The sequence below is a fragment of the Pseudohaliea rubra DSM 19751 genome, from assembly GCF_000764025.1.
GTDB lineage: Bacteria > Pseudomonadota > Gammaproteobacteria > Pseudomonadales > Halieaceae > Pseudohaliea > Pseudohaliea rubra.
In genome coordinates this window covers 1-24,318 of the sequence record NZ_KN234754.1, presented here as the reverse complement: position 1 = coordinate 24,318, position 24,318 = coordinate 1, and the positions used below count along the sequence as shown (strand labels likewise).

The following is a 24,318-nucleotide window of genomic DNA, read 5'->3' as shown; positions in this document are numbered from 1 at the left end:
CGCCCTGATGACTTGAACATATGCGCATAACAGCATATGTGATGAGAAAAAAAGGCGGCCCGCAGGCCGCCTCAAGCCTTTCACCCTGACAAGGTCAGAGCGAGCCCTCGATCGTCCAGCCAGCCCACCAGGGGTCGGAACCATCGGGGTTCACAGCGCCACTGAACGTGGTGTCGTCAAAGAAGCTCGCGTCAAAGTCCTGCGGATCACCGCTGGCCGTGCTCGGCAGCGCGTAGGCATTACCGATCGCCTCGAAGTCGATCGGCGCCAGCCCGGTCGCGGCCGCAGCCTGAGAGGCCAGGATGTCATCGAGCTGAGCCGCCTCGACCACGATGGACGAGTTGCCCACCGACGGCTCGTTCGACAGCGTGCCGCCGGCGCCGGACTCGTTGGCGCAGTCCTGAACCCAGTTGTTGAACACCAGCGCAACGTTGATGTTGGCTTCGGCCCCGTCTTCGATCCGCGCACACTCGTCAAAGGTGCCGGTCGCATCGTCGGCCACGGTGATTACCACATTGTGGAAGAAACCAGCGGAGCTGTCCTTGAAGCGCATGATGAAGGGCGAATCGTCAGCCTGCTTGTCAGCGATGATCGTGGTGTTGACGAGCGTCGGCTTGGACAGCCACTCGAGGGTGCCCTCGGTGTCCATCTCAAAGGCTTCGCCGCTGCCGTTACCGCTCTGCTTGACCAGCACGTACTGCAGGTTGCCCTGGAAGCCCTCGTCCCAGTCGACGGAGTCATCGTTGGCGTTCGCCACCACGAGGTGCCGCATGTTGGCGGTGCCCCCGTAGAACTCCACACCGTCATCGGTCGTCTCGTAGATCTGGATGAAGTCGAACTCCGTGCCGGAGCCGACCGCATTCAAGCTGAGCGCGTTGATCTCGTCACCGTCAGAGTTGATAGCGACGCCGTTCTCGGCAAGGATCACGTACTTCATCACGCCGCTGTCGTCCGCCGCGTCGTCACCGCCGATAAAGCCGGCTTCGCCTTCACCGTCAACGTTGCACGGCTCTGTATCGCAGGCATTGTGCGGCGCAAAACCGCTGATCTGCACGCCGCCCCATTCACCGGGACCCACGAGATCGCTGTCCGCCGAGGAGAAGACGATCGGTGCCGCCGCCGTACCGATGGCATTGATCTTGCTGCCACGAGTTACGTGAAGTACCGATGCGGTCAGCGGATCATCGGAGGGCAGGCCAACCACTGACACGCCGGGCTGGATCGTGAGCGTCGCCCTGACCAGCGCATCGCCGCCCTGGCAGGTTTCGGCCGACTCCAGCAGGCAGTTGCCGTTACCGATGTTCACCCGGCCGTCAAGCTGGTAGACATTGCCGGCGCTCAGCGTCAGGTCGGTGGTGTAGGTCCCGCTCAGGCGACAGACGTTGGCTTCGACCTCTTCCGTACCTTCCGGACAGCCCTCGATCGGCTCGGGAAGTGCATTCCCTGCTCCGAAGTCGAGCGTCCAGCCGGCCCACCAGGGGTCGGACCCGTCCGGATTGACCGCACCCATGAAGGTAGTGGCGTCGAAGAACGAGGCGTCGAAGTCGATCGGGTCGCCGTTGGCCGTGCTCGGCAGATCGAAGCTGGCCTCGATCGCAGACCAGTCGATCGGGTCCAGGCCGGAGGCCGCCGACGCCTGCGACGCCAGGATGTCGTCAAGCTGTGCCGCCGCAACGACAACCGAGGCATTGTCGATAGAGGGCTCGTTGGACAGCGTGCCACCGGCGCCGGACGTGTTGGAGCAGTCCTGGATCCAGTTGTTGAACACCAGCGAACTGTTGATGTTAGCCTCGGCACCGTCCTCGATACGCGCACACTCGTCGAAGAACCCGGTCGCATCACCGGCAACGGTTACCACCGTGTTGTGGAAGAAGCCGCCGGAGCTGTCCTTGAAGCGCATGATAAAGGGCGAGTCATCAGCCTGCTTGTCGGCGATGATCGTCGTGTTCACCAGCGTGGGCTTCGACAGCCACTCGAGGGTGCCTTCCGTGTCCATCTCGAAGGCTTCACCGCTGCCTTCGCCGTGCTGGCGCACGAGCACATACTGCAGGCTGCCCTGGAAGCCTTCGTCCCAGTCGACGGAGTCGTCGTTGGCGTTGGCGACCACCAGGTGCTTCATGTTCGCCGTGCCGCCGTAAAACTCGACGCCATCATCCGTCGTGTCGAAGATCTGGATGTAGTCGAAAGTCGTGCCGGCACCCACCGCGTTCAGGCTGAGCGCGTTGATCTCGTCACCGTCGGAGTTGATGGCGACGCCGTTCTCGGCGAGGATCACATACTCCATGATCCCGCTGTCGTCAGCCGGGTCGTCGCCGCCGATGAAGCCGGCCTCACCCTCGCCATCGACGTTACAGGGCTCCGTGTTACAGGCGTTGTGCGGGGCGAAACCGCTGATCTGCACGCCGCCCCACTCGCCGGGACCAGAAAAATCCGGGTCTGACGAAGAGAATATGATCGGTGCCGCAGCGGTACCGACCGCATTGATGCGGCTGCCGCGGGTAACGTGCAGCACAGCGGCCGTCAGTGGGTCGTCGGAGGGCAGGCCGCGGATGTTAACACCCGGCTCAATAGTGAGCGTCGCATTGACCAGAGCGTCACCATTGTCGCAGGTGGAGCTGTCGGCCAGCAGGCAGTTGCCGTTACCGATATTGACCCGTCCATCCAGCTCGTAGCTGTTGCCAGCGACAAGCGTCAGATCTTCCAGGTAAGTACCGCTCAGACGGCAGACGCCGGCAGCGGACTCCGTCGTGCCTTCGGGGCAATCAACAGGTTCAGGGCCGGGCTCGGGGGCAGGATCAGGATCGCCACCCCCTTCGGTCGGCGGCGGGTTCACCGTGGTTGGCGCGTCGATGTTGATCGTCGCCTCATCGCCCTCGGAACAACCCCCGAGGCCCACCAGGGCCCCGGAGGTCAGGAGAGCCAGTAGTAACGGCTTTTTCATCACTTTACTCCCTAGTGGTGTTTAGACCGCAGCGGGTCTGTGGTACTACAAATCATGAATCAAAAGTCCCAGGTCAAACTGAGCTGAAAGGTGGCGCCCTTGTCATAGCTCTGGAAAACCTGGCTGTTTTGCGTGTACTCCACCTCCTGGTCCAGCAGGTTTTCTACGCGCGCGCGCAAGGTTGCTGCCTCGGAGATTTCATAGCGATAGACGAGGTTCAGCTCGCCACGGGCCTCCAGTACAACGTCAGGGAGGCCGAGGATGCCGACATCGGCAATGGATTCGCCGTTGTGGTTGTACAGCAGCGTCAGCTGATGGCCTCCCGGGAAGTTGTCGTAGCCGAGCACGATGTTGGCCGTGTACTCAGGCTGCCCCTGCAAAGCCCTTGTATCGCCATTGAGCAGTGTTGTCTCTGATTCGATGTAGGCGGCATTGAAAGCAATAAACAACAGGTTGTTGTAATCCTCGGTGAGCACAAACTCCCTGCGACCCTCGACCTCCAGCCCGTACAGCTCAGCGGAATCGGCGTTCTGGAAGGTCCGGGAATTAGCAGCGGTACCCGATGCCGCCTGATTGACGCGCTCGATGGGGTCGTCCATTTCCTTGTAGAAAATGGCGGCGGACAGGCTGTCCTTGTCGTTATCACCGAAGTACCACTCCCAGCGCAGGTCCGCATTGAAGATGTCGGAGACCTGCAGGTTGGGATTACCCCGTACCCGCACGTTGAATTCGTTGTCGAAGAAGACGGCATTGGACGCCTCCTTGAAGTCCGGCCGCGCGACCGTCTGCGAGACGGCAAACCTGAGTTGCTGATTGTCCGTATAGAACCAGTTGATGCCCAGAGCAGGGAGGAGACTGCCCTCATCCACTACCCCCTGCACCGGCGCACCGGTGGTGAGGTCGAAGGTGTCGGTCACCTGTTCGTATTCCTCGTAGCGGGCCCCGGCTATGACCTGCCAGACCCCGTTGAAGGTGTGGTCGTACATCGCATAGACGCTGTTGTAGTCCAGCGTCGCTTCGTATTCGTCAGACACCTGCGTACGAACCTGGAACAGAAAGCCCGTCGTGGGGTTGTTCTGCACACCGCCCACCGGCGGCAGCACGCTGTCACCGTCTTCCACCGGGTCACAGGGGACAGTACCGGGACCCTCGCCGCAGACGAAGATATTGTCAGACACCAGCACGTTGGGCGACCGGCTCAACTGCGCGTTGGCGCCGTTGTTGAAGAAGCCGTAGGTCGCGCTCTCCGCATCACGCTCCCGGTAGATCATCTGCGCGCCGAAACGAAGCTGAGAGTAACTCGCGCCGTCGTCGAGCAAATCCCAGGTGATATCGAAGGACCCGTCGAAATTATCATCAGTCAGATCGTCGTAGCGCTTGGAACTGCCACCGGACGAAAAGAAGAAGCCGTCGAGAATGTCGGCTTGCGCATCATTGGGTGCCGAAAAGTCATAGGCCTCGCGGAGCGCCGTCGGGTCCGTGAGGTTCGCCTCCGCGTTAAAGCGCACATCGGTGCGCCCGGGCACATAGCGCCGCGCCTGACTCGCGGTCACCTGCCACTCGCCAAGCACTGAACCGTCGTCGGTCAGGAAATGCGAACCCACAAGCTGGGAAGAGAGGAACTGCCGCTCCTCCCACTGGCTGGTGGCCTGGTAGACAGAACGGAATTCGTCGCCCTCCAGCCCTACGGACCGCTCGACAAAACTCTCTGTGGAGCGGGAAGCGACATTATTCCATTCGAAGGTGTGGTTGCCGACGTTGTAACCCACAGACAGCAGGCCGGAAAGGTCGATATTGTTGGAGTGGGCTTCGTAGAGCTGATCGTCGGCAATATTACCCGCCGCGCTGAAAGTGCGCCGGACGCCGTTGGCGCGCTGCGACCAGGTGTTGGAATAATTCACCGCCGCATAGAAACCGAGCTCGCCGTCGCCCAGGTAGAACAGATCACCGTAGTTGATACCGAAGCCGACATCGGGCGTTGTATCTTCGAATTTCAGATCCCAGTCGTCCGCCAGCAGGATTCCCGCGGTCCGCTGTAGTTCCCGCAGCACCCCGCGATCCAGCACGAAGCTGTTGCCCGCCTCGTCGACGAATTCTCCACCGTCCTGCACGATGTCGCCAATGGTGGATACTGCAATGTTTTCCTTGCGTTCTCCGTCGTCCCAGCCGAGCCAGTCAAAGCCGCCGGATGCCGGATCAACGCCCACGGTCTGGCCTGTGAGATCCGTCACGTAGCCCAGCGATGCCGAGATGCTGCCCGCGCGCTCGTCCGGGAAGGTCTTGGTATTGATCACAAGGTTGCCGCCGGTGGACTCACCGGGCATGAAGGGCAGGAAGGTCTTCTTGATATCCAGCTGGTTGACGAAGTTGGACGGAAACAGATCCAGCGGCACGGTGCGCTTGCTGGGGTTGGTCGACGGCATGGTGGAGTTGTTCAGCGTACTGGTCACGTAGCGCCCACCCAGACCCCGGATGAACACATATTTGTCGTCCTGCACAGCCACCCCGGGGACCCGGACCACCGATGCGGCGACATCCGAGTCACCGAAGCGGGCGAGTTCTTCGAAGCCGAGGGTATCCACGATGAGGTTGGTATCACGCTCCGATTCTTCGAAACCACCGGGGTCGAAGACACCCATGACCAGTACTTCTTCGATTTGGGGCATGGACACGGTTACGGCATCGTCATCGCCGGGCAGCTGCAGACGCACCCCACGCAGAAGACCCCCGGCGACACGCACCTCTCGCGACACCTCGCCCGTCGACACGGTATAGATACCCCGGGGCAGGTCCTTGACGGCAAGACCCTCGGCGTTTGTCGATATACCCCCCTGCCCCCCGGAAATCACGACCAGCTGGTTGGCAACGGGCCCACCGTCTCTACGGACAGAAATCTGCAATTGCCCGGTTGGCGCATCGCGCCGGTCCGCAGCGGACTCGGCGCGCGAGTACACCTCGGAAATCGCCTCATCATCCTCACCGGCAAGGTCCACGACGAGATCCACCAGCTGGCCAGAACCGGCTGCAAAACGTGCCCGCTGGACCTCTCCATCGGGCGCGGTGATGGTGACCACACGCTGGCCCGTCTCGTCCAGATCAGCGAACAACGACCCATCCTGCCGCGTCTTACCGACGAACTCGTTATCGATCAGCACCTCGGCACCGTCGACCGGCCTGCCCTCGTCAAATACATAGAGCAGAAGCTCGTTTTCCGCGATGACGCCCTGCGATACCAGGGCGGAAACGAAGAGAGCCAGCATGCGGCGGCCGGTAAAAGGCTGGGTCATTGCAACCTCGACATCAGAGTCTGTGGCGGGAAAAGCGTGGCTGAACTGGCGAACAAGCCCAGGAAGGCCTCATCGATACGCGCGCGCTCGCCAACATCGGCGCCGCTGCTATCAGGGACGACCTCGCTTGGCGCAACAATGCGTTCTCGGCGCATCCACAACCTTATCGCAACGTAAACATTAGCCCGTCGGCTTGACTGCGCTGACGGACCGGGATGTAGGACATCCTAGGGAGGGTTTATTACCAAATTGTTATTCAAATGTGACGTTTCCATGACAGTGGACGCTCCCGAGCCGGTTGGGAATGGTCACAAAAATTTCAGAATTCCGCCCTTTTTCCTTAACAGACCCGGCGCAGCCTAGATGCAACCGTGAGCCCGACAGCAAGGAAGGGTGGTAGCCATGCAGCACAGCAATGCAAATGTGAACCCCGTGGAAAAGCAGCGCCTGCGGGAAACCATCAATGAGGAGGTCAGTCACTTCCTCGCCGCCGGCGGCGCCATTACGGTGCTCGACGCTCCCGTCCCCGGGGGGCGGGATTACTGCGCCACGGCCTGGCAGGACGGCGATGGTGTCGACGAGCTTCTCGACTGACCTGCCCCGCCGCCCAGGATAGAGCTTGCATGCTGAACATCGAACAGACGCTGGCAACGCACTACCCCGCCTTCGTCCAGCGCCACGGGCGCTCCGCGCGGACCCTAAGCCGCTTCCTGGGTTTTCTTTTCTATGAGTCACGTTTTCAGAAGTTCGCCAGCGACTACCCGCACCTGCGAGGCTTCGACTTCGTCGAGGAGGTACTGCGCTACTTCGACTTCGACCTGCGACTGACGGAGCGAGAGCGAGCGCGGATACCCTCGAGCGGCCGCGTGGTGATCGCTGCGAACCATCCGATCGGCTCCCTCGACGGTCTCGCCCTGCTGAAGCTGGTGCGCAGCGTGCGCCCGGATGTAAAAGTGGTCGCCAACGAGCTGCTGACGGCCATTGCACCGCTGCACGAGGTACTGCTGCCGGTGGCCAACATGGGCACCGCCGGCTCAGCACGGGATAACCTCAAGGGCATCAAGGAGCATCTGCTTGCGGACGGTGCACTGATCATTTTCCCCGCCGGTGAAGTCTCGCGGCTGAGCCCTGGCGGGGTGCGCGACTGCGACTGGCAGAGCGGGTTCGTCAAACTGGCGACCTCGACGCGCGCACCGATTCTGCCGGTATACGTCGCCGGCAGAAACTCGCTCTTCTTCTACAGCCTGTCGGCGTTGGCCAAACCCCTGGCGACGCTGTGGCTGGTGCGGGAGATGTTCAAGCAGAGCCACAACACGGTCGATGCGCGCATCGGCCGGCCCGTTCCGCACGAGATCTACACCGCCAACGGCTTCTCGGCGCGACAGCTCGCCCGCATGTTCCGCAAGCAGGTCTATCGCCTCGGCAGCGGCGGGAGGCCCATCTTCCGCTCCGTAGAGACCGTGGCGCCGGCGGAAAATCCGCAGCTCCTGCGCGGGGAACTCGCGGCATCGGAGTGCCTCGGGGAAACCCGGGACGGCAAGGTAATCTACCTGTGCGCCATGGACGTGGCACCCTGCGTGATGCGCGAGATCGGCCGCCTGCGGGAATTCACCTTCCGCACCGTCGGCGAAGGTACGGGGCAGCCGCGGGACATCGACCGCTACGACAAGTACTACCGGCAGCTGGTGCTCTGGGACCGGGACGCCATGGAAATCGCAGGCGCCTACCGGATCGCGGATGCCGGCGCGATCATCGACCAGCACGGTCTCGACGGACTCTATTCCGCCAGCCTGTTCGACTACGGGCCGAGCATGCTGCCGCTGCTCCGCCAGGGCCTGGAACTCGGCCGCAGCTTCGTGCAGCCGCGCTACCAGACCCGGGGCAGCCTCGACTACCTCTGGTACGGCATCGGCGCCTACCTCAAGGGCCGCCCGCAGCTGCGCTATCTCTTCGGACCGGCCTCCATCAGCCGCTTCTATGGCACCGATGCAACGGCGCGGCTCGTTCACTACTATGGCACCCACTACAGCGGCGCCCACCTGGACGTCACACCCCGCACACCCTTCGTCATAGCGGCGCCCCTTCAGCAGCAGCTCGCCGCGGAGTTCGACGGCTGTGATGCGGAGGAGGACTTCAAGGCGCTCAAGCAGGCCCTCGCAGGCCGGGGCCTGCCCGTACCGACCCTGTACAAGCACTACTCGCAGGCCACCAGCCCCGACGGGGTGTGCTTCACCGCCTTCAACGTCGACGAGGACTTCGGCGACTGCGTGGACAGCTTCGTGCTGGCGGATCTTCACAAGCTGACGCCGCGCAAACGGCAGCGGTACCTGGCGTCATAACGACCAGAGGAGTGAACCGACGATGCAGGCCCTACCCCCGGATGGCAAAGTGCGCTGCAAGGCGCTGTGGATCTCTGACGTGCACCTCGGCAGCGTGCACAGCAAGGCCGAGCAGCTGCTGCAGTTCCTGGATCGCGTGGAGTGCGAGCGGCTCTATCTCGTCGGCGACATCGTCGACGTCTGGGCCATGCAGCGGCGCGTTCACTGGCCCGAGGCGCACACGCGGGTGTTGCGCCGCATCCTCAAGTTCTCCCGGCACGGCACCGAGGTGATCTATATTCCCGGCAACCACGACCAGAACTTCCGCGAGTTCTGCGGCAGCGAGTTCGGCGCGGTGCATATCCGCAAGGAAGTCATTCACGAAACGGGCCAGGGCTACCGCCTGCTGGTCACCCACGGCGACGAGCTGGACTTTGCCGTGCGCTACAGCCGCCTGAACCGCTTCATCGGCGATATCGCCTACGACCTGCTCATGGCGGTCAACCGGCGCGTCAACCAGGTCCGCGAGGCCCTGGGCAAGCCGTACTGGTCCCTGGCCAAGTGGGTGAAGGTCAACGTCTCCCAGGCCGAGGCGGCGATCCGCGCCTACCAGCACGCGGCCGTGAACCTGGTGCGCGATCGCGGCCTCGACGGCATCATCTGCGGGCACCTGCACTACCCGCTGCTGCGGGAGATCGAGGGTGTCCTCTACTGCAACGACGGTGACTGGGTGGAGAGCTGCACGGCGCTGGTGGAAGACCACGCCGGGGCGTTGCACCTGCTGCGCGGCGTGGCGCACCCGGAGCAACCCCTGGAGCTGGTGTTCGCCGACGACCGCTTCCCGCTTACTGCGGACCCGCTCCCCGCGCCAGCCTCGGCATAAGCAGCGCCGCGGGTTGGCTTTAGCTAACTGCCCCGGCGTCAGCCCGCAGACTCCCCCGAGTCACTGTGCGTGCCACACTTTTAAGGCCTTATAAGCAGGCGACCCTAGAACAGACCCCCTTGTAACAAATCGTTCATCGACAGTGCGGGGCCCCTTTGCTTAGATCAGAAAGCGGGTTTCATGCCCGCCCTTCAATGCCACTGCTCGAGAGGCACCACGATGAAAAGACAGAAGCGCAACATGGCCAGCCGGGCCTATGACCGGGGTTATCTCGCCGGGGTTTCCGGTCGCAGCAGCGACAGCTGCCCTCACGAGAACGAGCAGCAGCGGGTCAACTGGCTCTCGGGCTGGCGCGAGGGTCGTGCGGACCAGTGGGATGGCATGACGGGGGTCTCGGGCGTCCATCGTCTGCCTTCTGTCTGAGGGTTCCCCTGATCCTTGCCGCAGCCCGCAGATGCTGCCGTGGTGTTGACACTGACCACTGCTAGTATATTATTGCATTTTAATATGCAATGCAGGGGCGGCTGTGACTGGTCTGCCGGAGCAAACTGACAGCCTGACCGCCCCCGAGATTGCGGTCGGGCTACTGGCTGTCGTCGACTTCGGCATCGCCATCTACCGGCCCATCAGTGGCGGACAGGATTTCGAGTTCGTTTACCTCAACCCGAGCGCCTGCCGGATCGCCGAAGTCGCGCCGGGCGCGGCCCTGGGGCAGCGCCTGTCGCAGGTGATGCGCGGCGCGGCGGCCATGGGTCTTGTCGATGCTCTGCGCCGCGTCAGTCAGAGCGGCATTCCCGAGTCGCTACCCTCCCGCTACTACGAAGACGACCTGCGCACCGGTTGGTACAGCAACGACCTCTACGCCCTTCCCGGCGGCTACGTCGCCGCTCTCTATAGCAACGTCACCGAACAGGCAGAGCTTCGCGGAGAAGTGGAAGCCGAGCGCACGCGATACCGGCTGCTCAGCTCCGCTCTTGTCGAGGGCATCTGGGATTACAACCTGATCGACGACAACCTTTATCTGTCGCCCAGCTACAAGGCGCAGCTTGGCTACCGCGACGACGAACTGGACAACAGCTTTGAAAGCTTCAAGGGTCTCCTCGCCGAGGAGGATCGCGCCGCGGTACTGGAGCATCTGGCCCGTTTCCGGCAGGCGCCCAAGGGGCACTGGGAGCACGCCTTCCACCTCCGGCACAAGGACGGTCACTATGTGCCCATCCTGGCGCGGGCCGCCCCCGTGCACGCCGCAGACGGTACCGTCCAGCGCCTGCTCGGCGTCCATGTCGATCTCACGGAAACCCGCGCCGTTGAGGATGCCAGGGCTCGCCAGAGCGATCTTATGGCTTCCCTCTTCGATGTGCTGCCGGACCTGTTTATCGTCCTGGACAGAGCAGGCGTCATCGAGAGCGTCCACACAGGCTGCCCCGATGACCTTATCGCACCGCCGGACAGGGTGGTGGGGCAGTCCATCAAGGCGCTGCTACCGGCCGATGTTCGCGACGGCTTCTGCGCCGCGCTCGAGCGCGCCGTTGACAGCAACGAGCCAACGGAATTCAGCTATGCCCTTGAACTCCTGGGCGAAAAACGCTGGTTCGAGGCGCGAGTGGCACAGACCGGCGATGGTCAGCGGGTGGCCTGCATCGTGCGGAACATCTCCGAGCGCATGCGGGCCAGGGAGGAACTCGGGACCCGGCTCAAGGAGCTGGAGCTTTACGCCCAGGCGGTGGCCAGCACCGAGGACCAGCTTGCCGCGATCGACCGGGACAACCGTTACCTGATGGCGAACGAGGCCTACGCCAGCTTCTTCGGTTACCAGCCGGAGGAGCTGATCGGCCACCGCGTGGAGGAGCTGTTCTCGGAGGAAGCTCTTAACAATAAGATTGCGCCGGCACTCGCGCGCTGCCTCGCAGGTGAAACAGTGAGCTTCGAGGAGTGGCGCCAGCCGGCCGTCGGCGATCAGCGCTGCTTCAACGTCGTCTATACACCGCTCTACAACGGCGAGGGCGCACTCGGCGTGCTGGTCAGCGCTCACGACATCACGGCGCTGCAATCTGCCCAGGCTCAGCTGGAGCGCATCGCCCATCACGACCCGCTTACGGGTCTGCCCAACCGCATCCTCCTCGACATCATCCTGCAGCGCAGCCTGAAGCAGGCAAACCGCGACGGCGGGCAGGTAGCGGTCATGTTCATCGATCTCGACCGCTTCAAGACGATCAACGACAGCCTCGGGCACGCCGCCGGCGACGAGGTGCTGCGCCAGGCGTCACGGCGCCTTCTCGGCGCCCTCCGCGAGAGCGACTCCCTGGCCCGCGTGGGCGGCGACGAATTTGTGGCGGTCCTCGCGGGTGTGCAGGATCCCGCGAACCTTTCCCGGGTCGCCAGCAAGCTCATGGACGCTGTCTCCCGCCCTTTCGAGCTCGGTGGAGAGCAGGCCCAGTTGAGCTGCAGCATCGGCATCAGTCTTTTTCCGGCCGACGCCCGAAGCGCAGATGAGCTGCTCACCAATGCCGATACGGCAATGTACGAGGCCAAGGAGCAGGGACGCAACGACTGGCGCTTTTACACGGCCGCCATGACCGCCGAGGCGGCGGAATACCTGACGCTGGTGGAAAACCTGCGTGCAGCCCTGGATGGCAAGGGCCTCGACCTTGTTTTCCACCCCGAATTCGACCTTACCAGCGGCTCTGTGATTGCGATCGAAGCCCTTACCCGCTGGCAGGACCCGGTCCTGGGCGCGGTGTCCCCGGAGCGGTTCATTCACGCGGCGGAAAAGGCCGGCATCGTCCGCCAGCTCGACTTCCAGTCTCTCGATGCCGCCTGCGCCCACTTCGCCAGCTGGCAGGCGCAGGACATCGCTCCGCTGCGCCTGGGCATGAACGTGAGCCCGAAGACGCTCAACCACGTCGACACGCCGGCGCGTATCGAAGCAACGCTGCTGCTCCATGGCCTGGCGCCCGACCAGCTCGAGCTTGAGATCCACGAGCGCGCCCTCCTCGAGGACCCGGAGCGCACCCGCAGCAGCTTGGAGGCTCTCGCGGCCCTGGGGATCGGCCTGGTCGTGGACGGCTTCGGCTCCAGCACTCTGGGACTACGCTATCTTCAGGACCTGCACGTACGCACGCTGAAGGTGGACGGCAGCTATCTGAAGGATGTTAGCGGCGCGGACGGGCAGCGCATGGCGCGGGCCATGATCGCCGTGAGCCAGGCCCTGGGGCTGGACGTGGTGCTGGCCGGCGTAGAGAACATCGAGCAGGCGACCTTCCTCAAAGGCGAGCCCGGCGTGCACGCTCAGGGTTACTACCTGGCCCGTCCGCTGCCGGCGGAAGAAGTAGCGGATTTCCTTCGCGGCAATCGCGGGCAGGGCGTGACCGGTACCGCCACCGGCTGACGCCGCCGCAGGCTCAGGACCGTCGGCTGCTCTGGGCGAGATCCAGCAGCTCCCGGTTGGCCACGGCAAACATGGCAAAGTCCGGCGCCGTGGTCCCATGGAGTTCGGCCAGCATCTCGCGCCAGCGGGCGATCAGCGGCGCCTCCTGTTCTTCCCAGCGCTCGACGCAGGCCGCACGGTCCAGGCCTTCGCAGCGCAGGCGCAGGATGCCCATGGCCAGGGTGCACTGCTGCGCCTGCAGATCTTCCAGATAGGACTCCCGGGCCATGGCCTGCCATTCGTTATCGACCTTGCTGCCGAGGATCTGACCACCGAACCAGTCGAGCTCGAGGCGCTCGCCGAGGTGGAAGTAGAGCTCCGCCACCTCGGCCAGCGGCGCTTCCGCGCGCGCGGCGACATCGATAATAGCCAACCCGGTGGCAGCATAGAGCCCCGCCGCCACGGCCGCGGCGAGCGGCTGGTCGACCCCGGCATCCAGATACCGGTCGCGGCGCTCCTCGTAAAAAGCCTGTGCGTTACCGCGAAGCAGCGAGGGGAGCTGCTCCAGAAAACCGTCGATACCCCCCGCAAACTCCTCGATGAGCAGGGAGGGCGCCAGCTGGTGCCGCCGGTTGCGCAGCAGCCAACGGGTGGAACGTTTCACCAGACGCACCACATCGAGCATCATCTCGTGCTGGAGCGCAGCATCCACGCGGTAGTCAAGGGCCTCAATGGCGTCCCAGCGCTTGCCGACACCATAGACGACCATGGCTGCGCTGTAGGCGCGAGCCACATCCGCCACCGGTGCACCCGTGGCGCGCTGCTGGCGGGTGACAAAGTTCGGGCCCATGCGGTTGACCATGTCATTGGCCAGCTGCGTACAGGTGATCTCCCGGCGCAGCCGGTGTGCGGCGACGTCTTCGGGGAAGCGGGCCACGAGCTCTGCCGGAAACGCCGTCGCCGCGGCTTGCGCGAGGCTCGGATCCTGCTCCAGGGCCGAAGCGCTGAGCGCTTCTTTGAGCACCGCCTTGCTGTAGGAGACGAGCACGGCCAGCTCCGGTCGCGTCAACCCCCGGTTGAGGAGCGCCCGCTCGGCGAGATCCTCGTCGCTGGGCAGGAACTCGAGCTCCCGATCCAGGCGGCCGCTGGCCTCCAGGCTGCCGATAAGGCGCCGGTACTCGCCGGCCCGCTCCCGGGCCTCGAACTCGGCAAGGCTGATCGCCTGCACCTGGCGGTAGTTGTTGGCGAGGACGAGGGCGGCAACGCTGTCAGTCATCGCCTCCAGGAGCATGTTGCGATGCTTCTCCGTAAGGTCACCGCGGGCGACGATAGCGTCGAGGAGAATCTTGATGTTCACCTCGTGGTCAGAGCAGTCGACGCCACCGGCGTTGTCGATAAAGTCCGTATTGAGGCGCCCGCCGTGCAGCGCATACTCCACCCGTGCAAGCTGCGTCATGCCGAGGTTCCCGCCCTCACCGATGACCCGGCAGCGAAGCTCATTCGCGTCCACGCGAAGGCTGTCGTTGGTCTTGTCGCCGACGTCGGTGTGAGCTTCCAGGCTGGACTTCACCCAGGTACCGATACCGCCGTTCCAGAGCAGGTCGACCTCGGCGCACAGCAGGTGGCTGATGAGCTCTGCGGGCGTCAGGTGATCCGCGCTGATAGCGAAGCGCTCCTTCATCTCCCGGGAGACGGTCACGGACTTGGCAGCACGGCTGAACACGCCGCCCCCGGCAGAGATAAGTTGCTCATCGTAATCCGCCCAGCTCGAGCGCGGCAGGGCAAACAGGCGCTGACGCTCGGCAAAGGCCGCCGCGACGTCCGGTTCCGGATCGATGAAAATGTGCTGGTGATTGAAGGCCGCAACCAGGCGGATGTGCGGCGACAGGAGCATTCCGTTGCCGAAGACATCGCCGCTCATGTCGCCGATGCCAACGACGGAGAACGGCGTGGTCGCCACGTTGATGCCGAGCTCGCGGAAATGGCGCTCGACGGACACCCACGCCCCGCGGGCGGTGATGCCCATTTTCTTGTGATCGTAGCCAACACTGCCGCCGGAGGCGAAGGCATCGCCGAGCCAGAAACCGTATTCCCGCGCCAGGGCGTTGGCAATATCCGAGAACGTTGCCGTGCCCTTGTCGGCCGCAACGACGAGATAGGGGTCCTCGTCGTCCTTGGCCACAACGTGCGTCGGGCGCACGATGCCCTGCTCTGTGCGGTTGTCGGTGATGTCCAGAAGACCGCGGATAAAAGTCCTGTAACAGTCGACCCCCTCCGCCTGCACCGCATCCCGCTCCCAGTCAGCACCGAGGCGTTTGCAAACGAATCCTCCCTTGGCACCCACGGGGACGATAACCGCGTTCTTGACCTGCTGCGCCTTGACCAGCCCGAGCACCTCCGTGCGGAAATCCTCAAGCCGGTCGGACCAGCGCAGGCCGCCCCGGGCCACCTTGCCGCCGCGCAGATGCACACCCTCGAGACGCGGTGAGTAGACAAAGACCTCGTAGAGCGGCACTGGCCGCGGCACGTCGGGAATAGCGCCGGGCTGCAGCTTGAAGGAGAAGTAGGGCTTCAGCTCGCCGCGCTCGTCGGGCTGGAAGAAATTCGTGCGCAGCGTGGCGCGAATGACGGCCACGTACTGGCGGATAATGCGGTCCTGGCCGAGGTTCTGCACCGCATCGAGGCCGGTGAGCACGCGTTCCTCCACCGCTGCCTCGCGCTGCGCGCGCCATTCCTCGTCGCCATCGAAGACCGGGGAGAAGCGGGTCAGGAACAGCTCGACAATGCAGGCGGACAGGTGCAGGTGGTCCGCCATGGTCTCGGCAATATAGACCAGGCTGTAGGGGAAATTGATCTGGCGCAGATAGCAGGCGTAGGCGCGCAGCAGGGCGATTTCGCGCCAGGACAGGCGCGTACCCAGAAGCAGCCGATTGAAGGAATCGCTCTCGGCCTCGCCGAACCAGATGCGCCGGAACGCGTCCTCGAATTCATCCTTCACCTCATCGAGGTCGATATTCTGCGCCAGCGTGTAGATAAGCGAGAATTCCTGGATCCAGTAGTCCTCGCCCTGACCGGGACGCACCGGGTAGGCGCGCTCCGTCACCACGCGGAGTCCGAGGTTCTCCAGGATCGGCAGTACGTCGGACAGGGGCAGCGGCGCGGCGCGGTTGTAAAGACGCAGGCGCAGATGATCATCGCCCTCCTCCAGAAGCCGGTAGAGGCTCATGCCGAGGCGCTCGCCGGCATCCAGGGCCAGCATCTTGTGCATATCGACGACCGCAACCCGCGGGTCAAAGTCGTCCTGATAGCCCGGCGGGAAACCCACGCCGATAGCACGGAAATGTCGCTCGCCCTGCTCCTCGCCGAATTCCTCGACAAGCCGGTGCCGCAAACGGTCTTCCCATGCCAGTGTCGCCTGCACGATCTGTTCCTCGATCTCATTAACGTTGTAGGCGTCCAGCCGCCGGGAGTCGATCCGGAGCACGAAGTGCACCCGGACCAGGATCGACTCGGTAAACAGCGTGGTGAACTCGGACTCTTCGGCAGCGAAGGCGCCGGTGAGGATCCGCTGCACCCGCTGGCGCCGTTCTGTGGTATAGCGATCCCGGGGCATATAGACCATGCAGCTCACGAACTTGTCGTGCGGGTCCCGACGCACGAAAAGGCGCGTCTGGCGACGCTCCTGAATGCGATTGACCGCGCTGGCTATCTCGTAGAGCTTGGGGACGCTGGACTGGAACAGCTCGTCCCGGGGGAAAAGCTCGAGCACGCGGATGAGCTCGCGGCCATCGTGCTCACTGGTATCGAGGCCCGAAAGCGCGAGCACGGCCTCGACCTTGCGACGGAGCACCGGAATAAGCGACGGGGCCATGGTGTACACCGCCGCCGTGTAGAGACCGAGGAAACGGTGCTGGCCGACCAACTCGCCCGCGGCGTCGAACACCTTGACCTCGACGTAGTCCGGGTAGGCCTGGCGGTGCACCCGCGAGCGCCGGCGGGACTTACCGAAGGTGAGCTCGCTCTCGTGCAGCGTCGCCGGTGCCGTGCTGGCAAGGTCCTCGCCGAGGTCCCGGGGACCAAGGGTCTCGCGCTCCCGGAGAATGCCCAGGTGAGTTTCCGGGCAGCTATCGACCTCGTAGCCTGCGCCGGCGCGGGACACGGCGAGATACTCGTAGCCGAGGAACGTCACGTGGTCGTGCTTGAGCCAGTCGAGGAAGGCCCGCGCCTCGGCACGCTGCTCCGCGTCGACGCAGGCGGCAGCGCTCAGGTCGGCGGCGGCCACATCGAGCCGCTCCCGCATGGGGGTGAAATCATCGACCACCTGCGCCACCTCGCCGAGGATTTCCTCGATGGCCAGCCGCAGCGTTTCGAGCTCCCCGATATCGGAGTGGCGACCGATCTCGAAGTAGAGGAGACTCTCGGCGGAGGCGTCCGCCGGCGCCACGGCGCCCGGTGGCAGGACTGTTTCGAGGGCGCCGTCCTTCGCGCGAAGACTCACCAGGTTACAGCTGGCAAGCGTATGGATGGGAATCTGTCGCTGGTTGATTTCGCCACGCACAGACGCTGTGCAGAAGGGCATGTCCCGGCACAGAATGGCCACCACCGTCGCGCTGCTTTCCCAGCCGTGGCGATCGAGCTGCGGGTTGAAGATACGCACCCGCGGCCCCTCGCCGGCGGCGAAGTGGCGCATGAAGCGCAGCAGGCCATAGACACAGCCGTAGAGGTTCTCGGGGGAGCGGCCCCGGAGATCTTCCGCCGGGAAGCGTCGATAAAAAGCCGAGGCAAGGTTGTGCAGGGAGTCGCGCTTGTCCGCCTCGGCCCGATGATCGATGCGGTCGGCAAGCTCCTCGAGAAGGGTCGCCTTCAGGTTCTCCCAGTTCATAGATCCTTCCGTGCCAGCGGCGTCGCGGCGCGGGCCGCCGCGGCGATAAAAACCGGCCTGCAGTCTACCGAATTCTCCCCGGCCTTGCCGATTGCGTCGATGGGAACTTTTGTCGACGACACCAGTCCCAACGCCCGTTGCACCGTCCGCGATGCCTCGCGTGCGCTGCCTAAGCTGCGCTAGACTAGCGCGCCCCGCCGGGGCAGCAAAGGCACCCGGGCCGGACCGCAACCCCCGTTAATCACAAGCAAGGAGCAACCGTGGCGAAGGCGGACATTCTGGCCATCAAAGAGTGGCTCACGACTCAGGTTATCGGGCAGGAACACCTGGTGGAGCGCCTGCTCATCGCCCTCCTCGCCGATGGGCACCTGCTCGTGGAGGGCGCCCCGGGCCTTGCCAAGACCCGTGCCATCAAAAGCCTTGGCGACGGTATCGAGGGTTCCTTCCACCGCATCCAGTTCACACCGGATCTGCTTCCGGGGGACGTCACGGGTACGGAGATATTCCGGCCCCAGGAGGGTGGCTTCCATTTTCAGCAGGGCCCCGTGTTCAACAACCTCGTCCTCGCCGACGAAATCAACCGGGCGCCGGCCAAGGTACAGTCGGCCCTGCTCGAAGCCATGGCTGAACGGCAGGTAAGTGTCGGCGCCGAATCCTGGCCGCTGCCGCGCCTCTTCCTGGTGATGGCGACGCAGAATCCCATCGAGCAGGAGGGCACTTACCCGCTGCCGGAAGCACAGCTCGACCGTTTCCTGCTTCACGTCCGCGTGGACTACCCGGACGCTGCCGCCGAAACAGCAATCCTGCGCCTGACCCGGGCCGAGGCCGGCCAGAGGGGCGCTGTGGCGCCGCCGGTGGTGAGCCAGGAGCGGGTCTTCGAGGCGCGCCAGGCGCTGCTCGACCTCCACATGGCCGAGGCCGTGGAGCAGTACATCGTGCAGCTGGTGATCGCGACCCGTGAGCCGGCGGCCTACAGCGGCGAGCTCGCCGGCTGGATAGCCTACGGCGCCAGCCCCCGGGCCACCATCGCCCTGGATCGCTGCGCGCGGGCCCACGCCTGGCTCCATGGCGCTGACTTCGTCGGTCCTGACAACGTCCAGGCGGTGCTCGGCGATGTCCTCCGCCACCGGCTCCTGCTCACCTTCGAGGCAGAGGCGAACGGCGTGACGCCGGATCGGGTTACCGAGGAACTGCTCGCCCTGGTGCCTGCGGCCTGAGGCCCGTGGACTTCGAGCGCGCACCGGAAGGCGCCTACTGCGAGCTCGCCGATCTGCTCGCACTGCGCTTTGCCGCACGGCAGATCGCTATCACCAGCCGACGCCGCGCCCTCTCGCACCTCGCCGGCAGCAACCGCGCGAACTTCCGCGGTCGCGGCATCGACTTCGACGAAGTGCGCAGCTACCAGCCGGGGGATGACGTCCGCGCGATCGACTGGCGCGTCACGGCGCGCACGGGCAAGGCCCACACCAAGCTCTTCCACGAGGACCGGGAACGCCCGGTACTGGTCGCGGTGGATCAGCGCCCGGGCATGTTCTTCGGCTCTGTGGCCTGCTTCAAATCCGTGCTCGCGGCCCACCTGGCGGCCCTCGTCGCCTGGAGCGCCCTCGATGCGGGGGAGCGCGTCGGCGGCCTGGTTTTCGGCGCCGACGGTCATCGCGACCTGCGGCCGCGACGCAGCCGGCGCTCCGTGCTGGGGTTGCTGTCGACGCTCTGCGACTACAACGCCGCGCTGCGCGATCCGGCGGCCCCGGCCCCCGGGGTCGCCGACCTGCTGGCAAAACTCCGACGCATCGCGCGGCCCGGGAGCAGTGTCTTTCTTATCAGCGACCTTACCGGGCTCCTCGACGACAATGGCCGCGAGCATCTGTTCCAACTCCGCCGTCATACGGAACTCACCCTTCTGCACTGCACGGATCCCCTCGAGGAAGACCTGCCGCCACCGGGAAGCTACACCATCAGCGACGGTGACCGTCGCCAAACGCTCGCCCTCGGTGACCGCACCCTCCGCGAGCGCCTGGGCAAGAGGCTCGCGGAAGCCAGGGCGGAGCGGGAGACCCTGCTGGGACAACTCGGCATCCCCTGCATTGAGGCAAGCACCACCCGCCCGCCCCTCGGACTCCTGCGCGAACTCTACGGGGGCCGGGGACTATGAACCCGCAGGACCCGCTCGCCGCGCTCAAGCCCCTGCGGACGCCACCGCCGGTAGAGGCCTGGCCGCCAGCGCCGGGCTGGTGGGTGTTGGCCGCGCTCGGCCTGATCGCCGTCCTGATCCTTGCCCTGCTTGCCCTGCGTGCCTGGCGCCGCCGTGCCTTTCTGCGCGCGGCGCGGCGCGAGCTTGCGGAGCTCCGTGCGCGCCTGGGCGGGGACCCGGCCGGTCTCACCGCGGCGGTCAATACACTGCTGAAGCGCGTAGCCCTTGCGTGCTACCCCCGGCGCGACAGCGCGGCCCTGAGCGGCCGCCGCTGGCTCGCTTTCCTCGACGCCACCGCACCGGCGCAGCCCTTCGCTGCGGTCCGCGACACGCTGCCCTACGAGCCCTCACCCGCCGCAGGCGATGCCATGGCCTTCTGCGAGGCCGCTGAGCACTGGCTGCGGGCACAGCGCCCGGGGAGGCCGGCGCCGTGATCGAATTGCTCTGGCCCTGGGCCCTCGCCCTTGCCCCCCTGCCGCTGCTGCTCCGCGCCCTGCTGCCGCCCCGGGCGCAGCGGCATGCGGCCCTGCGCGTTCCCTTCAGCCTGCCCTGGCGCGGCCTCGAGGGGGCTACCGGGGGAAGCGACGGCCGGCGCGGCCCCCTGCTCCTGCTCGCCATCGTCTGGCTCGGCCTCCTCAGCGGCCTCGCGCGGCCCACCTGGATCGGCGAGCCCGTGGTTCTTCCCAACGAGGGCCGGGACCTGATGCTCGCCGTCGACATTTCCGGAAGCATGCGTGTCGAAGACATGCGCGTTGACAAGCAGTTGGTCCGGCGCATCGATGCAGTAAAAGCCGTAGGTGGCCAGTTCGTCGAGCGCCGCCGCGGCGACCGCGTGGGTCTCATCCTTTTCGGCAGTCGCGCCTATGTGCAATCACCGCTGTCTCATGACACCCGCACCGTGGACCGCTTCCTGCAGGAGGCACAGATCGGCTTCGCCGGCCAGGAGACGGCGATCGGCGATGCCCTGGGGCTGGCCGTAAAGCGCCTCCGGGATCGCCCGACCGAAAGCCGGGTGCTGGTGCTGCTGACCGACGGGCAGGACACCGCAAGCAGCGTCGACCCGCTTGAAGCCGCGGCACTGGCGGCATCGCTCGAGATCCGCGTGCACACGATCGGTATCGGCGCGGACAGCCTCACGGTGCCCGGGATGCTCGGCTCACGCTTCGGCAGCCGCCGGGTAAATCCTTCGGCGGATCTCGACGAAGCCACGCTCGAGGCCATTGCCCGCCGCACCGGGGGACGCTACTTCCGTGCCAGGGATCCGCAGGAGCTCGCCACGATCTACCGGGAGATTGACCGCCTGGAGCCGGTGGAGACCGACACGGCGACCTTCCGACCCCGGCGTTCCTTACAGCACTGGCCACTGGCCCTGGCGGTCCTGGCGAGCTTCCTCCTCGCACTTCGCGAGGCCCGAGGCGGCAGGTCAATGGCCCGGGAGGCACGCGCGTGAGTCTGCTGGCGGATTTTCATTTCCTGCGGCCGGCCTGGTTGCTGCTTTTGCTCCCTGCGCTGGGACTCGCCGCTTTTATCGCACGGGCCCGACGCCAGAGCGGAAGCTGGCAGACCGTGATCTCGCCGGCGCTGCTGCCCTATCTTCTGGAGGACGGCGCCGGGCCCCGGCGCCGGAGCCCGCTGGTCCCGCTGCTGCTTACGGCCTGGCTTCTCGCGGCAGTAGCAGCGGCCGGCCCCAGCTGGGTGCGACAACCGCTCCCGGTGCTGCAGAAGCAAGACGCGCTGGTGGTCATCCTCGATCTCAGCTACTCCCTCTGGGCCGAAGACCTGGCGCCTTCGCGCATAGACCGGACCCGGCGCAAGCTCCTCGATCTACTCGAGCGCCGGACGGAAGGACAGACGGCACTGGTGGCCTACGCCGGTGACGCCCACGTGGTGACGCCGTTGACGGATGACACCCCCACCACTGCCAATCTGCTGCCTGCCCTGGACCCCGGTATGATGCCGGTCCCCGGAGCCGATGCGCCGGCCGCCGTGGCGGCGGCCCTGGCGCTTCTGGATGCCGCTGCCGTAGGCCAGGGACGGCTGCTGCTGGTCACCGACAGTATCGAAGAGCAGGAGGTGGCCACTGTTGTCGGTATGCTGGAGGGCCGCGCGGTCACCCTGTCGGTGCTCGGCGTCGGCACCCCGGAGGGTGCGCCGATCCCGCTGCCGAACGGCGGCTTCTTCAAAAACAACGACGGCAGCATCGTCATTCCAGGCCTTCCTGAAGAGCGGCTGGAGGCGCTTGCCCGTCGCGGCGGCGGTCGTTATCAACGCATCGCCATCGACGACAGCGATCTCACCGCCCTCGCGGCCGCAGAGCCCGGTGCAGGCGACAGCGCGGAAACAGACCGCCGGGCGGAGGGCTGGGTAGACATGGCACACTGGTTTCTGCTGCCGCTCGTACCCCTGGCCGCCCTTGCCTTCCGCCGAGGCGTGGTTGTGGGCCTGGCGCCCCTGCTCCTCACCCTCCTCCTGCCCGCACCCACAGCTCGCGCCGACCTCTGGAGCGATCTGTGGTTCACCGCGGACCAGCAGGGCGCACGGGCCCTCGCCGAGGGAGAGCCGGAGCGTGCCGCGCAAGCCTTCGAGGACCCGGCGTGGCGGGGCACCGCGGCCTATCGCGCCGGCGACTATGCAGCAGCCATCGACAGCTTCAGCCAGCGCGAGGATGCCGACGCCGCCTACAACCGCGGCAACGCCCTCGCCCGGGCGGGCCGCCTCGACGAAGCCATCGACGCCTACGAGCGCTCGCTGGCCCTCGCTCCCGGGCGGCAGGACGCCGCAGAGAACCTCGCCCTGGTGGAGGCCCTGCGCGACCAGCAGCAGGAAGAGGAACGCCAGCAGAGCGGGGAGAACGGTGAACAGGCACAGCCGCAGGCGGGTAACGACCAGGAACAGCAGGGCAAGCCCCCGGGGCAGCAGGAAACGACCGACCCGAACCAGGACCCAGGTCCGGGCCAGCGCAACGATAGCGGCGAGCAACAGAACGAAGCGCCGCCGCAGCCGGGAGACGCGGCAGACACCCCCGGCGAGGCCGAAGACGGTGCCGATGCCGATGCTGATGCCGACGACGACGGCGACGCCGGGAACGCCGCGGAGTCCCTCGAGCAGCCCTCCCCGGCGCTCGACGCCGGCGAGACCATGGCCGACGACATCGAGGCCCGGCAGGCGATGCAGCAGTGGCTGCGGCGCGTCCCTGATGATCCCTCGGGGCTGCTCCGGGAAAAGTTCCGCTACGAGAGCCGGCAGCGCCAGCGGCAGGGAGAGGAGAGAGACAATGGCAAAATCTGGTAGAGCCTGGCTGCAGGCCCTGCTCCTCAGCACGGCACTGCTCCCGGGCCTCGCTGCGGCGCTGGAGGCGACCGTCGACCGCTACCGGGTGAACCTCGGCGACAGCCTGCGGCTGACCCTCCGGTCCGACGGCACCGTGGACCCGGCTGACGCTGATCTTGCGCCCCTCAACCGCGACTTCGAAATCCTGCAGCGCTCGAGCAGCTCCAGTACGCGCATCATCAATGGCCGCAGCAGTCGCGAGGTCGCGCTGGAGCTGGAAATCACGCCCCGCCGCGAGGGTACGCTGTCCATACCGCCGCTGGCCGCCGGTGGCGAGCAGACCGCGCCGCTGGTGATCGAGGTGGAGCCAGCGCCGGCCGCCGGCAATCCGGACGCCACGGTCCTGTTCACTGCCGAGCTCGACCAGGACAGTGGCTACGTGCAGCAGCAACTGCTGTTGACGCTGCGCATCCAGCAGGCGATAGCCCTTGACGACCGCAGCGTCACAGAGCTGAAGCTCGACGGGGCCTTCGTCAAGGCGCTGGGGCAGAACTCCTTCCAGCGCGACGACGGCCAGCGTCGCTGGCTGGTACACGAGATCCGCTACGCGATCTTCCCGGAGCAGAGCGGCACCCTGGAAATTCCGGCGCAGACCTTCACGGCACGGGTCCGCCAGGGCTCACGCAGCCTGTTTGACCTGCGCAGCGGCCCGCGCCTCTCCCGGCAGTCAGAGCCGCTGACGGTGACCGTGCGCCCCAGGCCGGATCGCTTTCCGGGACAGAGCTGGCTTCCGGCAGCCGGGCTCTCCCTTGAGGAGAGCTGGTCGCGGCCACCGGATCAGCTGGCTACCGGGGAATCGGTAACCCGCACAGTGACTCTCACGGGCCGGGGACTGCAGGGCGCGCAGCTGCCGCCGGTGACCTTCCCGGCCACCCGGGGCCTGAAGTATTACCCGGACCAGCCGCAGATCGAAGACGCAGAAGGCAGCGGCGGGGTGATTGGCGTGCGCACAGACAGCGCTGCCCTGGTGCCGGTAGCACCGGGGCGCTACGAGGTACCGGAACTGCGTATCCCCTGGTGGGACACAGAGGCAGACCGGCTGCGCTGGGCCGTCCTTCCCGGCCGCGAGATCCGCGTCACGCCGGCCGCCAGCGCCCGGGAGCCGGCCGCGGCCGCGAG

The 24,318-nt window shown here is 65.6% G+C and carries 14 protein-coding genes; 11 read left to right on the top strand and 3 right to left on the bottom strand.

Going from position 1 to position 24,318, the window contains the following annotated elements; translation table 11 throughout:
- Nucleotides 1–94: 94 nt before the first annotated feature.
- Nucleotides 95–2,941 (bottom strand): hypothetical protein, encoded by a 2,847-nt coding sequence (locus HRUBRA_RS05520; RefSeq protein ID WP_035515254.1) that lies wholly within the window; start codon nt 2,939–2,941, stop codon nt 95–97.
- Between the two features lie 59 nt (nt 2,942–3,000).
- A complete protein-coding gene (locus tag HRUBRA_RS05515) occupies nt 3,001–6,228 on the bottom strand; it encodes a TonB-dependent receptor domain-containing protein (RefSeq protein WP_035515253.1) in 3,228 nt (1,075 codons plus the stop codon).
- Nucleotides 6,229–6,630: 402 nt separating this feature from the next.
- On the opposite strand from HRUBRA_RS05515, the gene HRUBRA_RS05510 reads away from it, so the two are divergent.
- The 5 genes from HRUBRA_RS05510 to HRUBRA_RS14625 all read left to right on the top strand — a co-directional run bounded on the left by HRUBRA_RS05510 (nt 6,631) and on the right by HRUBRA_RS14625 (nt 12,817).
- On the top strand, nt 6,631–6,822 hold the full coding sequence (locus HRUBRA_RS05510) for a hypothetical protein (protein ID WP_035515251.1): 192 nt from the start codon (nt 6,631–6,633) through the stop codon (nt 6,820–6,822).
- Between the two features lie 29 nt (nt 6,823–6,851).
- A complete protein-coding gene (locus tag HRUBRA_RS05505; protein WP_035515249.1) occupies nt 6,852–8,567 on the top strand; it encodes a bifunctional ornithine lipid synthase OlsF in 1,716 nt (571 codons plus the stop codon).
- Between the two features lie 22 nt (nt 8,568–8,589).
- Nucleotides 8,590–9,429 carry a UDP-2,3-diacylglucosamine diphosphatase gene (locus HRUBRA_RS05500; RefSeq protein WP_052094425.1) on the top strand — a complete coding sequence of 280 codons (840 nt, stop codon included), beginning with the start codon at nt 8,590–8,592 and terminating at the stop codon, nt 9,427–9,429.
- Nucleotides 9,430–9,648: 219 nt separating this feature from the next.
- Nucleotides 9,649–9,852 carry a ribosome modulation factor gene (gene rmf / locus HRUBRA_RS05495; protein WP_035515247.1) on the top strand — a complete coding sequence of 68 codons (204 nt, stop codon included), beginning with the start codon at nt 9,649–9,651 and terminating at the stop codon, nt 9,850–9,852.
- A gap of 103 nt (nt 9,853–9,955) precedes the next feature.
- Nucleotides 9,956–12,817, top strand: coding sequence for a sensor domain-containing protein (locus tag HRUBRA_RS14625; RefSeq protein ID WP_052094424.1), 2,862 nt, complete (start codon nt 9,956–9,958; stop codon nt 12,815–12,817).
- 13 nt (nt 12,818–12,830) lie between these two features.
- Here HRUBRA_RS14625 and HRUBRA_RS05485 read toward each other — a convergent pair whose 3' ends face one another.
- Nucleotides 12,831–17,678, bottom strand: a complete 4,848-nt coding sequence (locus tag HRUBRA_RS05485) for an NAD-glutamate dehydrogenase (protein ID WP_035515244.1) — start codon at nt 17,676–17,678, stop codon at nt 12,831–12,833.
- Nucleotides 17,679–17,938: 260 nt separating this feature from the next.
- On the opposite strand from HRUBRA_RS05485, the gene HRUBRA_RS05480 reads away from it, so the two are divergent.
- The 6 genes from HRUBRA_RS05480 to HRUBRA_RS05455 form a co-directional block, all read left to right on the top strand.
- The gene (locus HRUBRA_RS05480) at nt 17,939–18,895 is read left to right on the top strand and encodes an AAA family ATPase (RefSeq protein WP_035515241.1); all 957 of its coding nucleotides are present in this window, start codon (nt 17,939–17,941) and stop codon (nt 18,893–18,895) included.
- Nucleotides 18,896–18,900: 5 nt separating this feature from the next.
- The gene (locus HRUBRA_RS05475; RefSeq protein ID WP_236629794.1) at nt 18,901–19,830 is read left to right on the top strand and encodes a DUF58 domain-containing protein; all 930 of its coding nucleotides are present in this window, start codon (nt 18,901–18,903) and stop codon (nt 19,828–19,830) included.
- Entirely contained in the window at nt 19,827–20,303 is a 477-nt protein-coding gene (locus HRUBRA_RS05470; protein WP_035515237.1) for a DUF4381 domain-containing protein, read from the top strand. Before HRUBRA_RS05475 ends, HRUBRA_RS05470 begins: the two co-directional genes overlap by 4 nt.
- Nucleotides 20,300–21,319, top strand: a complete 1,020-nt coding sequence (locus tag HRUBRA_RS05465; protein ID WP_035515235.1) for a VWA domain-containing protein — start codon at nt 20,300–20,302, stop codon at nt 21,317–21,319. Before HRUBRA_RS05470 ends, HRUBRA_RS05465 begins: the two co-directional genes overlap by 4 nt.
- Nucleotides 21,316–23,160: a VWA domain-containing protein gene (locus HRUBRA_RS05460; protein ID WP_052094423.1), complete on the top strand. Its 1,845-nt coding sequence runs from the start codon at nt 21,316–21,318 to the stop codon at nt 23,158–23,160. Before HRUBRA_RS05465 ends, HRUBRA_RS05460 begins: the two co-directional genes overlap by 4 nt.
- On the top strand, nt 23,144–24,318 hold a 1,175-nt coding region (locus HRUBRA_RS05455), incomplete at its 3' end, for a BatD family protein (RefSeq protein WP_052094422.1). The genes HRUBRA_RS05460 and HRUBRA_RS05455, both read left to right, overlap by 17 nt.

Excerpts from the sequence above, each read along its gene's own strand:
- HRUBRA_RS05500 (WP_052094425.1), top strand. The coding sequence starts at position 8,590 with ATGCAGGCCCTACCCCCGGATGGCAAAGTGCGCTGCAAGGCGCTGTGG.
- HRUBRA_RS05485 (WP_035515244.1), bottom strand. The coding sequence starts at position 17,678 with ATGAACTGGGAGAACCTGAAGGCGACCCTTCTCGAGGAGCTTGCCGAC.
- rmf (WP_035515247.1), top strand. The coding sequence starts at position 9,649 with ATGAAAAGACAGAAGCGCAACATGGCCAGCCGGGCCTATGACCGGGGT.
- HRUBRA_RS05470 (WP_035515237.1), top strand. The coding sequence starts at position 19,827 with ATGAACCCGCAGGACCCGCTCGCCGCGCTCAAGCCCCTGCGGACGCCA.
- HRUBRA_RS05515 (WP_035515253.1), bottom strand. The coding sequence starts at position 6,228 with ATGACCCAGCCTTTTACCGGCCGCCGCATGCTGGCTCTCTTCGTTTCC.
- HRUBRA_RS05510 (WP_035515251.1), top strand. The coding sequence starts at position 6,631 with ATGCAGCACAGCAATGCAAATGTGAACCCCGTGGAAAAGCAGCGCCTG.
- HRUBRA_RS05520 (WP_035515254.1), bottom strand. The coding sequence starts at position 2,941 with ATGAAAAAGCCGTTACTACTGGCTCTCCTGACCTCCGGGGCCCTGGTG.
- HRUBRA_RS05505 (WP_035515249.1), top strand. The coding sequence starts at position 6,852 with ATGCTGAACATCGAACAGACGCTGGCAACGCACTACCCCGCCTTCGTC.